At 52.6% G+C, this 13,125-nt stretch carries 12 protein-coding genes; 10 read left to right on the forward strand and 2 right to left on the reverse strand.

The features are described 5' to 3' along the window. Nucleotides 1-25: 25 nt before the first annotated feature. From sucD to RQI28_RS12580, 9 genes are all read left to right on the forward strand, one after another. Nucleotides 26-922, forward strand: a complete 897-nt coding sequence (sucD, locus tag RQI28_RS12540; protein ID WP_010464520.1) for a succinate--CoA ligase subunit alpha — start codon at nucleotides 26-28, stop codon at nucleotides 920-922. Between the two features lie 187 nt (nucleotides 923-1,109). After that, on the forward strand, nucleotides 1,110-1,802 hold the full coding sequence (locus tag RQI28_RS12545; protein ID WP_311222232.1) for a TerC family protein: 693 nt from the start codon (nucleotides 1,110-1,112) through the stop codon (nucleotides 1,800-1,802). 281 nt (nucleotides 1,803-2,083) lie between these two features. Continuing rightward, the gene (locus RQI28_RS12550) at nucleotides 2,084-2,917 is read left to right on the forward strand and encodes a Stp1/IreP family PP2C-type Ser/Thr phosphatase (protein WP_311222233.1); all 834 of its coding nucleotides are present in this window, start codon (nucleotides 2,084-2,086) and stop codon (nucleotides 2,915-2,917) included. 67 nt (nucleotides 2,918-2,984) lie between these two features. After that, a complete protein-coding gene (locus RQI28_RS12555) occupies nucleotides 2,985-3,656 on the forward strand; it encodes an FHA domain-containing protein (protein ID WP_311222234.1) in 672 nt (223 codons plus the stop codon). 214 nt (nucleotides 3,657-3,870) lie between these two features. Then, the gene (locus tag RQI28_RS12560; RefSeq protein ID WP_311222235.1) at nucleotides 3,871-4,398 is read left to right on the forward strand and encodes a pilin; all 528 of its coding nucleotides are present in this window, start codon (nucleotides 3,871-3,873) and stop codon (nucleotides 4,396-4,398) included. A 54-nt stretch (nucleotides 4,399-4,452) separates the two neighbouring features. After that, nucleotides 4,453-6,345 (forward strand): hypothetical protein, encoded by a 1,893-nt coding sequence (locus RQI28_RS12565; RefSeq protein ID WP_311222236.1) that lies wholly within the window; start codon nucleotides 4,453-4,455, stop codon nucleotides 6,343-6,345. A gap of 51 nt (nucleotides 6,346-6,396) precedes the next feature. Then, a complete protein-coding gene (locus RQI28_RS12570; protein WP_311222237.1) occupies nucleotides 6,397-7,332 on the forward strand; it encodes a lysylphosphatidylglycerol synthase transmembrane domain-containing protein in 936 nt (311 codons plus the stop codon). A 142-nt stretch (nucleotides 7,333-7,474) separates the two neighbouring features. Next, nucleotides 7,475-8,182: a hypothetical protein gene (locus RQI28_RS12575; protein ID WP_311222238.1), complete on the forward strand. Its 708-nt coding sequence runs from the start codon at nucleotides 7,475-7,477 to the stop codon at nucleotides 8,180-8,182. Next, the gene (locus tag RQI28_RS12580) at nucleotides 8,179-9,783 is read left to right on the forward strand and encodes a hypothetical protein (RefSeq protein WP_311222239.1); all 1,605 of its coding nucleotides are present in this window, start codon (nucleotides 8,179-8,181) and stop codon (nucleotides 9,781-9,783) included. Before RQI28_RS12575 ends, RQI28_RS12580 begins: the two co-directional genes overlap by 4 nt. Nucleotides 9,784-9,800: 17 nt before the next feature. Here RQI28_RS12580 and moaC read toward each other — a convergent pair whose 3' ends face one another. After that, a complete protein-coding gene (gene moaC / locus RQI28_RS12585; protein ID WP_311222240.1) occupies nucleotides 9,801-10,295 on the reverse strand; it encodes a cyclic pyranopterin monophosphate synthase MoaC in 495 nt (164 codons plus the stop codon). A 244-nt stretch (nucleotides 10,296-10,539) separates the two neighbouring features. Between moaC and RQI28_RS12590 the strand changes: the two genes are divergently transcribed. Next, a complete protein-coding gene (locus tag RQI28_RS12590; RefSeq protein ID WP_311222381.1) occupies nucleotides 10,540-12,078 on the forward strand; it encodes a M48 family metalloprotease in 1,539 nt (512 codons plus the stop codon). 23 nt (nucleotides 12,079-12,101) lie between these two features. Here the strand turns inward: RQI28_RS12590 and RQI28_RS12595 are convergent, their stop codons facing one another. After that, nucleotides 12,102-13,073: a GSU2403 family nucleotidyltransferase fold protein gene (locus RQI28_RS12595; protein WP_311222241.1), complete on the reverse strand. Its 972-nt coding sequence runs from the start codon at nucleotides 13,071-13,073 to the stop codon at nucleotides 12,102-12,104. Between the last annotated feature and the right edge of the window lie 52 nt (nucleotides 13,074-13,125).

The raw sequence follows: 13,125 nt of genomic DNA on the forward strand, positions 1-13,125 counted from the left end.
TCCCCGACTGACTAGGACACGCATCATGTCGATCTACATCAACAAAGACACCAAGGTCATCACCCAGGGCATCACGGGCAAGACGGGCCAGTTCCACACCGAGAAGTGCCAGGAATACGCGAATGGCAAGAACGCCTTCGTGGCCGGGGTGAACCCCAAGAAGGCCGGCGAGTCGATCTTCAACATACCGATCTACGCCTCCGTCAAGGAAGCCGCATCGCAGACCGGCGCCACCGTGTCGGTGATCTACGTGCCGCCCGCAGGCGCAGCTGCCGCCATCTGGGAAGCCGTCGAGGCCGACCTGGACCTGGCGATCTGCATCACCGAAGGCATCCCGGTGCGCGACATGCTGGAAGTGCGCAACAAGATGAAGGCCAAGGAAGCCGCTGGCGGCAAGCGCACGCTGCTGTTGGGCCCCAACTGCCCCGGCCTGATCACGCCTGACGAAATCAAGATCGGCATCATGCCCGGCCACATCCACCGCAAGGGCCGTATCGGCGTCGTGAGCCGCTCCGGCACGCTGACGTATGAAGCCGTGGCCATGCTGACCGAAGTGGGCCTGGGCCAGTCGAGCGCTGTGGGCATTGGTGGCGACCCCATCAATGGCTTGAAGCACATCGACGTGATGAAGGCCTTCAACGACGACCCCGACACCGATGCCGTGATCATGATCGGCGAAATCGGCGGACCTGACGAAGCCGAAGCCGCCCAATGGTGCAAGGCCAACATGAAGAAGCCTATCGTCGGCTTCATCGCTGGTGTGACTGCCCCTCCCGGCAAGCGCATGGGCCACGCAGGTGCTCTGATCTCCGGTGGTGCCGACACGGCCGATGCCAAGCTGGCCATCATGGAAGAGTCGGGCTTCATCATTACGCGCAACCCGTCGGAACTGGGCAAGCTGCTCAAGGCCCAACTGAAGTAATTGGCAAACAACGGGGCACTGGTACCTTAGCCGGTATCGGTACATGAAGTGACGTAGCGAGGCCTAAGCAAAACTACGCACGACCTGGCCTTTGGGCCACCGCTAAACTGCAGGCTCCAAAAAAAGAGAAGCGCCCGAAACGCAGGTTTCGGGCGCTTCTTGCATTCATAACAGTGGAGCAACAGCTATGGAATTCGTTCATTCCGCCGATTTCTGGATCGGCTTGGTCAAGATCGTCTGGATCAACATCATTCTGTCGGGCGACAACGCCGTCGTCATTGCGCTGGCGGCCCGTTCCCTGCCCCCGCATCAACAGAAAAGGGCCATCGCCTGGGGCTCCGGCGCCGCGGTGTTTCTACGCATCGTGCTCACCGTCGTAGCGGCCAAACTGCTGGAATTGTCATTCCTGCAAATCATTGGGGGCTGCCTGCTTCTCTGGATCGGTTTTCAACTGCTCACAGACAGCGACGAAGAGGGCGGCGAGTCGAAATCGAACGGCGGATTGATGGCTGCGGTGCGCACCATCCTGATTGCCGACCTGGTGATGAGTCTGGACAACGTGATCGCCGTGGCCGCAGCCGCGCAGGGCAACATGGTCTTGCTGATCCTGGGCTTGGCTATCAGCATTCCGCTGGTCATTTTCGGCAGCACGCTGATGATCAAGCTGATGGAGCGCTTTCCCGTCATCATTTTGCTGGGTGCGGGCTTGATCGGCTGGGTGGGCGGTGAAACCATCGCCAACGATGCCGCGCTGCACGGCTACGCCATCGCGCACCCGTGGCTGCATTACGTTGCGGCTGCGCTGGGTGCCTTGCTGGTGGTGGGGGGCGGCAAATTCATGCAGGCGCGTGCCCAACGCCGTGGTGCTGTCTCGGTTTGATTGCAAAAGCGGCGCCTTTTTTGCGCCGGCTGATCGCTCGGCTCTCAGTGCTGGCCTAACTGGCTGATCCACCCGGTTGGAGGCGATGCCGGGCCAACCTGTACAGGCTTTCACTATGGGGTGTGCCACGGTGCACCCCCTCGTCTATGATGCGTGCGCGACCCAACAAGGCACGATATGGCGGATTTTCACAACCTTTCAGCGGAACCGATCTGGTGTTCGCGCGCAACTCTTCTTTTGATCATTCGTGATGCGGCAGCCTGTGTGGAGCGGCGTTGCGCATGAGGCCTTTTCCCGCCGCCCGTTTGAGCTACGAGTTCTGTGCACTGTCAGATCGCGGGCGGGTACGCAGCAACAACGAAGACGCTGTGTCCGTGCTGGAAGACGCCCAGATTGTGGTGTTGGCCGACGGCATGGGTGGCTACAACGCGGGCGAGGTAGCCAGCAGCATGGCCACCGAATTCATCGGCACTGAAATGGCTCGCTGGCTGAGCGAAGTCGGCCCGGCCGCATCGGCCTCTGACGTGCGCCGGGCGCTAGAGATATGTGTCACCAACGCTAACTACGCCATTTTGAGCGCTGCACTCGCGCACTCTGAATATGCCGGAATGGGCACCACCCTGGTCGTAGGCGTGTTTCAGCAAGAGCGGCTCATTCTGGGCCACATCGGCGATTCGCGATGCTACCGCCTGCGCGATGGCGCATTGCAGCAAATCACCCGTGACCATTCCTGGCTGCAAGAGCAGATCGATGCTGGCTTGCTGTCGCCTGAAGAGGCCGCCGCATCGGGCTATCGGAACCTGGTCACCCGTGCTTTGGGCGTAGATGCTGCGGTACAGGTCGAGATCAACGAGTTTCCGGTGCAAGCCGGTGATCTGTTCATTCTGTGTTCAGACGGCCTGACCGACATGGTGGAAGACGATGCCCTGGCCGAGATGGCGTGCATGCCCCTTGCTTTACCCGACAAGGCTTCGCGGCTGGTCGAACTGGCGAACAACCTGGGTGGGCGAGACAACATCAGCGTGCTGCTGGTTCACAGCCATGCCGCTGCGGGCGGTTTGACCAGACGGCGGGGCCTGATGTCCCGCCTGCTGGGCGCTGCTGGTGCAGATTGAAAGAAGCGCCGGCAATGACCATGAATAACGACGACAACAACGACAGACCAATGAGGAGTAGTGGCCCATGCCCAAAATGATCGTCTCTATCGACGGCGTGGTGATCAAGGAGGTCCCGCTCACTAAGGACCGCACCACGATTGGCCGCCGCCCCTACAACGACGTGGTGATCGACAACCTGGCTATCAGTGGTGAACATGCGGTGCTGCACATGCCTGTGCCGGGTGGCGTGGTTGAGATCGAAGATCTCCAAAGCACCAACGGCACCTATATCAACGCCACGCCGGTCAAGCGCCAACCCTTGCGCAACGGGGACACGGTTGAGCTGGGCAAATACAAAATTCGCTTCGTGCACGAGGCAGAGCCTGCTGATAATTTTGAGCGGACGATGGTGTTCAAGCCGGGCATGGCTCCGCCGCGTCCGGCGGTGTCTCGTCCCGCGCCACTGTCCGGGTCAATGCCGCTGACGGCCACGCCACAAACCGCGTCGATACGCGTGCTGACGGGTCCGGCTGCCGGCCGTGAGGTGGTGCTGACGAAGGTGGTGACCACCATTGGTAAGCCTGGGGCGGCCGTTGCCTCCATCAATAAGCGGCACAACGAATTTGTGCTGGTACATGTGGAGGGGGAAGGTACGGCCCGAGTGAATGGAGTTGCTACCAGTTCACAAGCCACTGCTTTAAAAACAGGAGACCGAATCGAATTGGCTGGAACTGAAATGGAGTTCGTATTAACTTGATCTGCGTGACGGATCGTCTGACATGACAGAGTAGGGCTACAAATTTGTCACCAGACGCCCTCCGGACCCGTTGGTGTAACTTTTTGGTGACAATTGCCGACTTGAGTACCCTCGAGAAGACGTCAGCACGCTGGCATGCAACCTGCTGTAACCATGCCGAACCTGAAGAATCCTTCGGCAGGTTTCTTTTGAAATTGACTCTTTGGAGAATCTTATGAAACGCAATCTGCAAAAGGGTTTTACCCTGATCGAATTGATGATCGTAGTGGCGATTATCGGTATTTTGGCTGCTGTCGCCTTGCCAGCTTATCAAGACTACACAGTACGTGCTAAGGTATCTGAAGCGGTCATTGCGGCCAGCTCTCCAAAAAGTGCTTTGTCTGAAGCATTCCAGACAGATTCAATTAACGGCTTGACTGCTGCCGCTATCGCTATCAACTCGGCCTCTGCAAATACTAAGAGCTCTAAATATGTTTCGGGCTACACCATTGCTGAATCTACACCTTGGGCAATCACGGTGACTATCGCTGCAACTTCCGGTAATGGCATGCCAACTGGATTGAACGGAAACACCCTGGTGTTTTCTCCAAACGTGAATAGCGCAGCTCCTACGGCGTCCGCTCAAGGCGCTATCGACTGGGCCTGCGGCTCACAAACTAACAAATCGGCGGAAAATCGTAATTTGGGTAGCAGAACAGCCGGAACTTTGCCTGCAAAGTACGCGCCTTCTGAATGCCGTTAATACTGTGAGATCTAAAAGCGAGGCCTAGGCCTCGCTTTTTTTTACCTCAAATCTATGAAAATAAAAAATCTCAGCATTGTCCCGTATATTTTATTGCTGACGTTTGTCGTATGTATATACGGCCAATCCATTTTTTTTGGTTACGTTTGGGATGACAATACGCTCTTTGTTGAAAATACGCTCTTAAGAGAAGGCATATTTTCATGGCAGGCAGTTGCACGTCCTATATTGCCGGACTCTTCGTATTTTCGGCCACTGGTGCTATTTACGTGGCTTCTCGAGATGCGTTGGTTTGGCTTGAATCCAATATACTCACACGCAATAAATACTTTAATTCATGCGTGCAGTGTTTGCCTAATTTTTCATCTGACCATTCAGGTTTTCAATGGTGCTGCATATGTTAAAAGTCGTGGAATAATCGCGGCTTTTTTATATGCTGCGCATCCTTGCTTGGTGGAAAGTGTGGCATGGGTTTCCGGTCGGTTCGATCTAATGGCTACCATGTTAACTTTGTCAGCATGCGTAGTTGTCATGGCTTCAAAAGACCAAGTCACCAAAATCATCTCTGTACGCGTATTGGCAGTATTCATATTAACAATGCTTGCCATGGCATCGAAGGAAACAGGCATACTTTTTCCAGGGCTATGTCTATTGCTTGTTATGGCTAGTAATTCAACGAAGCCGGCGTTTTTCAAAGGAATTAAAAATTCAATTAATAAAACAAGCCCTTTTTTGGCGGCTTACCTCTGTGCGGCTGTAGTTTATTTCATAACAAGAAAAATAGCATTGGGATTCGCTTCTTACTCAGAATTTGGTGGACCAAATCTGCTGGAAATTTTCAATGATTCCATCAAGTGGGCTCGCACTCTTTCGTTTTATACTTTTTTGAGCGTTTTCCCCTTTGGATCAATTACGCCACGGCATGACTGGTCTTTAGAAATCAATTCTTGGCGACAAAATAGTTTTGTCGTAGTTACATCGATTCTAGTTTTTTTAGGTGTAATTTGGCAGGCATTTAAAGGTCAGTCGTGGGCCAAGCTGCTGTTGGGCTTTTATCTTGGATTACTTCCTGTTATGGGATTTGTTCCCATTATGAATGGGGAAACGATTGGTTCAGAAAGATTTTTGTCACTTCCTTTGGCGCCATTTAGTATTGCGGTGGCGACGTTGTTGATGGAGGGATGGGGGAAATTTAGTTCGCGGATGCGTTCTTCAGAAAAATTTTTGTGTGGAGCGTTGGCCGTTATTTGTCTCTCCGTTATGTCATTTGTGACTTACACGATAGCGTCGATGTGGGAAAGTAGCCTAAGGCTGTGGAGCTGGCAATACTCCATAAATCCAGACAACAACATTATCAGAACAAATTATCTGTATTCTTTGTCAAAGGAAAGTAATCCAGTCGCCAAACAGAAGTTTACCGCCGAAATTGAAGCTATACGTAGTAGATATGGGGGTCAATTACCGTTGGATGTACAAACCGTTTACGCTATATATCTGTTGCTGGAGCACGATCCCGAAGCATTGAAATATTATGAAGGGCTTGAGAAACATGCTGGGCAGATTTGGAAAAAGATTCATGGAGACGACCTTCGCTCAACATTTGCCTATACACATGTTGGTACATTAATGAATTATTCGCAGGCACTAATAATATTCAATGGAGACTTGGTCCAAGCGAGAAAAAAACTTGACGAGGCACAGTCCATCGCCCCGAAAGGTTCTGAATTTAATATAGCGCATCAAATGGTGGCATTGTTGTATCTTGAAGGTGATACTTATGCAGCAAGAAAGTATTACGTCGAATCTCGTCAACAGTTGAAGGCGTTCAATTTGGCTAAGTTACATGCATCTATGAAAACCTTGGTAGGTCAGTATTGTGTCGTAAAAAAACTTGGTCATTGCGAGAGCTATGTTGACGAGTTCGAAAACTTGGTGCTTCAGCCGTAAGGGACTAAGCCATGTCGATTTGTCTTGGTGATTAAAATGCGCCCAAAATGTATGTTCAGATTGATTGCACTGGCAATTTTGGCCTTCATACTCTATGCGCTGATTTTTTTCAAAATAGATTATAAAAGCACTTTAATTGCGCTAGGACGAGTTGATTTGACAAGTTGGCTGTTGATATTGGGCTTGTCCTTCGGAAATTATTTTCTGAGATATTTCCGGTGGAGTCGTACCATTGCGATAATGTCTGTTGAAGTTCCGTTCAAGATACATTTCCCAATTTATTTGGCAGGTTTTGCTATGACGGTTACGCCTGGGAAGGCCGGAGAATGGCTTAGAGCAGTTTTTTTGAAGCCTTTCGGTGTTGGATATGGAGTGTCAACCTGGGTATTCTTGTATGAGCACGTTTTAGATCTCTTTGTTATAACTATTTTTGCTTCGCTCATTCTTGTTAACTTTCCCACCTACATTCCGTGGGTTGCGATACTGGTTTTAGGAATGTTTTTAGCAGTAGTATTTCTTCGCACCAAACATATCAGGCAGTTGATAATTGATTTTGTAGAAGGGGCGGGTTGGAAACGGGCCCTTGCCGCGTTGCAGAAAATAGACCTGCAATTGCTCAAGGCAGAACCTATTTTCAGTATGAAAAGTTTGGCTTTTGGCGCAGGATTAGGAGTGACTGCTTGGGGTCTGGAGGTCATAGGTTTAACCCTTGTATTGGGGATAATGGACTTTTCCCAACCCCTTATCAATGTGGCAGGAATATATGGTGCAGCAATGTTGTTTGGTGCATTGTCTTTCGTACCAGGGGGAGTAGGAACTGCTGAAGCAGTAATGATTATCGGTCTAACCGCGTTAGGCTGTGATATGAGCACTGCCGTCGCCGCAACGCTGATCTGTAGAGCGTCGACTTTGTGGTTTGCCGTCGTTACAGGGGCGGTTTCTCTAGTAGTCCTGAGCGTTATGGGCTATCGAACTAAAAAGATTTAGTTTATGCCCTGGGCTCGAAAAGAAATTTATTACGACTGTAAAAATGAATATTAATTGGAAATCGCATGCCAATAAATGCATATTCTATTTTCTAAAGTCGGCTGTTGCGTATGCGTCCATATTCATTATTTTCGCTTGTTTAATGTATTCGTGGCCCCTGGCGCATATGTTAGGGATATTTGATTTTGTAGGATTGTTGATTGCTACCAGCTCTGTGATTAGCTGCTTGTTATACGGGGTTCTTATAAATCCGTCTAAGTCACGCACCGCATTGCGAATTGATTACACTCTTCTGTGGGGGGGGCAGATTTTTTTTGCGTTGTTTGGAGCGTCATCCCTAGCCGAAATGCGACCATTGGCAATAGTATTTGAGGTTGATCGTTTTCGAGTGGTCACTTACAACGATATTTATTTCCAAAAAGGAGAAGAAATTCCTAAATGGGTAAAGAAATGGGGACTTTATCAGGAGCGAATGTTGGCCGCAGAGCTTCATCCGCCGCCAGGCCAAAGCACGGATAGGATAGCGATGGTGCTGAGTGGTGTCGAGATTGGGCAAATGCCAAGTCGTTGGATAAACTATTCAATGGCGTCTAACGGTGTTAGGCAGAAGGCAAAAGATATCAGATCGCTGATGTTTAAATATCCCAAAGAATTTGTCTCCTGTAATACGGCGGGATATTTTTGTATGCGAAATAGTTTCGGCAAAGATCTCTCGCTAAAAGAAGATACCCTTTGGTTGCCGATCGTAAGTCGACACTCTTTAGAGTGGATCGCATTTATAGAACCTAAAGCTTATAAGATCACGGGATATATGAATGTGGATGGATTCTTTGATACTGAACTGCCATGAAAATCCTCCGCCTAAACTTAAGTTCTGCTTTTTTAGTTATTCTGGCTATTGCTTTTGCTTGTGCATTTTATCGGACGGCGTGGGTTGCGGAGGATGCGTTTATAACTTTTAGGGTTATAAATAACTGGATAGAGGGGTATGGACTTCGCTGGAATGTCAACGAGCGTGTACAAGCTTACACGCATCCTCTCTGGTTATTCCTATTGACTCCACTGGTAGTTGTGTTCGCTGATCCATATTGGTCGGCAATCATATTGAGCTTTGCACTTTTACTTATTTTATTAATATTGATGGTCGTGGCTATGGGCGGCCCGCATCCCGTGGCCCTAATTGCCATAGCTTCGCTCTTGTGGTGTCAGGCATTCGTTGATTACTCATCTTCTGGCTTGGAAAATCCACTTACTCATGTGCTTCTTGCGGCTTTTGTTATTGGTGCAACGAAGGCTGGAAGGCGCAGTGTTTTTATTTTAAGCCTTTTGCTATCGCTGGTTTATTTAACACGGCCGGATGCTGTGCTTATTTTGATACCTGCATTAATTGTCTCTATGTTGCAGTCGGAATCTCGGCTCTCGCGGAAGATTTTTGATTTGATAAACGGTTTCCTTCCGATCATCATTTGGTCAGTGTTTTCAATGTTTTATTATGGGGCGTTTGTTCCTAACACCGCGCTTGCAAAGCTGCAGAATGGATTGGGCATTGAACAATCTATTCTCCAAGGTTGGAATCTTATAGAATATTCTGTTGAAAATGATTTACCCACTGCATTAGTTATCTTGGCGGGATTGGCTGCTGGACTGGTTCGAAATGGCACCAGACCGATTGTATTTGGCTTGTTGTTTTGGTTTGCTTATTTATTCTATTCTGGCGGTGATTATATGGCGGGTCGGTTTCTTTCCGGCCCTTTAGTGGTTTGCGCAATTATTTTGGGTATATGTCTGTCGGGGCGTTTGATTGTTGGGGTAATTGTATTTATTTTGTCTTTAAATATTTATAGCCTAAATAAATCCATACTATCTCCAGTGTCGTATTTTAGCCCTGTGATAGGGTTGAATGGTATTGCTGATGAGCGCGCATTCTACTATCCATATCTTGGGGTTCGACCGGCTATTCAGTATGGTTGGAAGCGCCACCCCTGGCTAATCGAGGGCTATGCGTTAAACGGATCGGCAGGGGGGTACATCAAGTGTGTGATTGGTATGGTTGGTTATGGAGCCGGAGCTACAGTGAGAATTTTGGATCCGTTTGCACTGGCGGATCCATTTTTGGCAAGATTGCCTGCTCGGTCGCATGCACGAGTGGGACATTATGAAAGAGCGTTTCCAGAAGGGTTTTTGGAGAGTTACATTACTGGCGTCAACCACTTGAAAGATGAAAAGCTCGCTCGTCTTTGGAGAGACGTTGATTTAGTCACAACTGCGCCGCTTTTATCTGAAGGTCGACTAGAGGCTATTATGCGACTGAACTTTCAGCGGCATATTTATCGACCTATGCTCTTTGATAAAGAATCAGTCGGTCTTCCTGGGACCAAGAGAGAAAATAGAGCTGAGCATTCTTGTTTAGGCGTGCCCTATGGGGGATTGTATTTGTGGCGATTGTTCTGAAAACTTTACTTAAAACTCTAGGCTTTAGAAAAACTTCCGGAGATGCCCCCACGTTTTTCTTCGATCTGTATGGAGTTAATTGTCATCTCTCTGTCTACTGCCTTGCACATATCGTATATTGTTAATAGCGATATCTGCACTGCTGTTAATGCTTCAATCTCAACTCCGGTGAACCCGATCGTTTCTGCAGTAGCCGTGCATTTTATTGCCGTCAATTCGCCAGGCCGAATTAAGAAATCGATTGTTAGGCGACTTAATGTTAGCGAGTGGCACAGCGGAATCAAATCACTCGTCTTTTTCGCTGCCATAATTCCCGCGATGCGTGCAATTCCCAGCACATCCCCTTTTCTAGCAGTACCAGACTCAATCAACGCCAGAGTCTCCGGCTTCATCTCAATACGCCCACTGGCCACTGCAACGCGATGAGTAGCAGGCTTGCGGCCCACATCTACCATATGCGCCTGTCCATGGGCGTCGAAGTGGGTAAGGGGAGGGGTGTCTTTTTCGCTCATAAGGTAGAGGCGGCAAACGGGTAGTCCGCCTGCACGAAACATTCAAGGGATCAGGGCATCATACGGCGATGTGTAGCAGCCAAGGCAGGTGTGATCTTGGCTGGATCAGTGCAGGAGACACCGCGTGCCTTTTGATGGAAAACGGCCTTGGGCGCTTACACGACAAGCGCTGGCAGCTACTGTATTCATAGCATTTGGGTTGCTGGGCTCTTCTGGAGCCCATGCCCAGCGCGGCTTGCCCGCCATGGGCGACGGCGCCGACATGACCACCAGCGAAGAGCGCCGTCTGGGCGACCGCATCATTCGCGAGTTGTACCGCGACCCGGACTACATCGACGACGCCATCCTGAACGAGTACGTCCAGACCCTGTTCCAGCACTTGCTGAAAGCGGCTCGTGAGCGGGGCGAGTTGTCGCAGGAACTGGAAGAGCGTTTCGCCTGGGAGGTGTTGCTGGGCAGAGACCGCACGGTCAATGCCTTCGCTTTGCCGGGCGGCTACTTCGGTGTGCATCTGGGATTGGTGGGTGTGGTCAACACCCGCGACGAATTGGCTTCCGTCCTGGCGCACGAACTCAGCCACGTCACGCAGCGCCACATCTCCCGGCTGATGGCGCAGCAGAGCAAGCAGACACCGCTGATGCTGGGCGCGCTGGTGCTCGGCGCGCTGGCCGCCAGCAAGAACCCCGAGGCGGCGCAGGCGATGATGGTCGGCGGGCAGGCGCTGGCGGTGCAGAACCAATTGAATTTCTCGCGCGACATGGAGCGAGAGGCGGACCGGGTGGGTTACGGCCTGATGGCACCTGCGGGTTTTGCGCCGCAGGGCTTCGTCAGCATGTTCGACAAGCTGCAGCAGGCCAACCGCATCAACGACAACGGCAGCTGGCCCTATTTGCGCAGCCATCCACTCAGCAGCCAGCGCATGGCCGACATGCAGTCGCGCCTGCCGCAGGGCGCGCCGCCCGCACCGCCGCCCACACTGGAGCACGCCATGATGGCGGCCCGTGCCCGTGTGCTGATGCGCCCCGGGGTGGATGCCTGGCGGCAGTGGGAGGTCGAGCCGCGCGGCACGGGCTTTGCGGCACGACCTGCCGTCCAGCGGGCCGCCGGGTGGTACGCCTCGGTGTTGAGCGCGGTCCAACTGCAGGATGTGGCTCAGGCGAAGGAAGGGCTGAAGGGGCTGGACGCCGTGGTGCAGGGCGACATTGCGGCCATGCGGCAGGCGCGTTTGCTGGCTGCGGAAGTGGACTTGGCGGCCGGCGATGCGCGGGCGGCTGCTGCCCGGCTGGCCCCTGCAAGCGACGCGGCCAAGGGTTCGCGTACAGCGCTGACGGCCGCCGACCTGGGCCTTGTCCCTGCTCCAACTAACAGCACCGGCGCCAGTACCAATGCCATTGCTAGCACCGAGCCGCGCAGCGTAATGGGCACCGGCGCCGGCCGGCCGGAGCTGGTGTTGCGTACCCAGGCACTGCTGCGCACCGGTTCATCGGTAGAGATGACCGGGCCGCTGCAGAACTGGGTGGCGACCTACCCGCGCGATGCCGGTGCATGGCAGCTGCTGGCCGGCGTCTGGCAACAACAAGGACAACCGCTGCGCGCGGTGCGGGCCGAGGCGGAAGCCCAAGCGGCGCGCTATGACTACGCAGCGGCGGTGGACCGCTTCAAGGCCGGGCAGGATCTGTCGCGCAAGACAGGCGCCGCGTCGGATTACATCGAGGCATCGATCATCGACACACGCCTGCGTGCGATGCAGTCACTTTTGAAGGAACAGGCCGCCGAGCGCTGAGTGGCTGAGCGAGGGGACGTGGCTTACTGACGAGCCGGCACGGGCTCTGCGGGAGCCGCCCGCATATGGGGCATCATTTCATCCACCAACTGAGTCACCACCTGCGCCTGCAATGCGTCGCGTGATTTTTTCAGCGGATCGCGCGTGGGACTGCGTGTCAGCGCATCCTTGAGCTGACTGAAGGTGACTGGGTGCAGCGTCGTCATCATGGCCATATGCCCTGACGCTGACACCACCATTTGAGAGAAACGCGCAGCAGATGCCATTTGTTCAACATTGCCCACCTGCACCACCCAAAAGTCCCGCTCCGCCGCGGTGACGCGCACGGGGTGCGCATCGTTGCCTTTGACCATGCGGCGTATCACGTCCACCTCGAACCCTCTGGAATTGACGGCGGTGTAGAGCTGGTCGTCGCGCAGATCGAACGTGGAATCCACCTTTTGCAGGGTCGATAGCAGGGATTCGTTCTGTTGCTCCAGTGTCGAGGCCAGCTGCAGGTGCTTTTGCGTGTCCATCAGCAGGTCGATGTCCTGGGTCGTCGTGGCCTCATCTGCGAATCGGACTCCACAGGCGCTTTCATAAGCGAACAGGGCGTGCGTGCCTACGGTGATGAAGTGGTCCTCGATGCCTGATTTGCGCAGTTGGTTGAGCACCTGCACCACGATCTCGGGTGTGCGCCCTACCCGGTGTGCTCGATTGAGCTTCTGATGGAGTTGCAGTGCTTGCCGTAACCCCGCCAGTCGCTCGGCGGACTGCTTCTTGCGGGCCATGAACTTGGCGTAGACCAACTCGGTCTCGGCAGTGCGTGGCCCTAGCGACTTTTGCGAATTGTCTATGTGGGTTCGTATGAGGTAAGTTTTGCCGCGCACTTCCCGCCATAGCATCGACCCCTGCACGGATTGGGCGGCGCGTTCCGCGTCTCGCAGCGCCATAAACACCGACTCTGCATCAATGTATTGTTTTTTCTGGAGATCGCTAAGTTCGTACCAATGCATGTTTTCAGTATAAAAGCGTGCTTTAGATCTTCATACTGAAATACCTGAGGGT

Source organism: Acidovorax sp. WCS2018Noco2-16 (genome assembly GCF_031843945.1).
Lineage (GTDB): Bacteria > Pseudomonadota > Gammaproteobacteria > Burkholderiales > Burkholderiaceae_C > Paracidovorax.

What these genes read in the sequence shown, in the direction of transcription:
- RQI28_RS12550 (WP_311222233.1), top strand. Translation starts at nt 2,084, where the DNA reads ATGAGGCCTTTTCCCGCCGCCCGTTTGAGCTACGAGTTCTGTGCACTG.
- RQI28_RS12565 (WP_311222236.1), top strand. Translation starts at nt 4,453, where the DNA reads ATGAAAATAAAAAATCTCAGCATTGTCCCGTATATTTTATTGCTGACG.
- RQI28_RS12555 (WP_311222234.1), top strand. Translation starts at nt 2,985, where the DNA reads ATGCCCAAAATGATCGTCTCTATCGACGGCGTGGTGATCAAGGAGGTC.
- RQI28_RS12595 (WP_311222241.1), bottom strand. Translation starts at nt 13,073, where the DNA reads ATGCATTGGTACGAACTTAGCGATCTCCAGAAAAAACAATACATTGAT.
- RQI28_RS12545 (WP_311222232.1), top strand. Translation starts at nt 1,110, where the DNA reads ATGGAATTCGTTCATTCCGCCGATTTCTGGATCGGCTTGGTCAAGATC.
- RQI28_RS12570 (WP_311222237.1), top strand. Translation starts at nt 6,397, where the DNA reads ATGTTCAGATTGATTGCACTGGCAATTTTGGCCTTCATACTCTATGCG.
- moaC (WP_311222240.1), bottom strand. Translation starts at nt 10,295, where the DNA reads ATGAGCGAAAAAGACACCCCTCCCCTTACCCACTTCGACGCCCATGGA.
- RQI28_RS12575 (WP_311222238.1), top strand. Translation starts at nt 7,475, where the DNA reads ATGTATTCGTGGCCCCTGGCGCATATGTTAGGGATATTTGATTTTGTA.
- RQI28_RS12560 (WP_311222235.1), top strand. Translation starts at nt 3,871, where the DNA reads ATGAAACGCAATCTGCAAAAGGGTTTTACCCTGATCGAATTGATGATC.
- sucD (WP_010464520.1), top strand. Translation starts at nt 26, where the DNA reads ATGTCGATCTACATCAACAAAGACACCAAGGTCATCACCCAGGGCATC.
- RQI28_RS12590 (WP_311222381.1), top strand. Translation starts at nt 10,540, where the DNA reads ATGGGCGACGGCGCCGACATGACCACCAGCGAAGAGCGCCGTCTGGGC.
- RQI28_RS12580 (WP_311222239.1), top strand. Translation starts at nt 8,179, where the DNA reads ATGAAAATCCTCCGCCTAAACTTAAGTTCTGCTTTTTTAGTTATTCTG.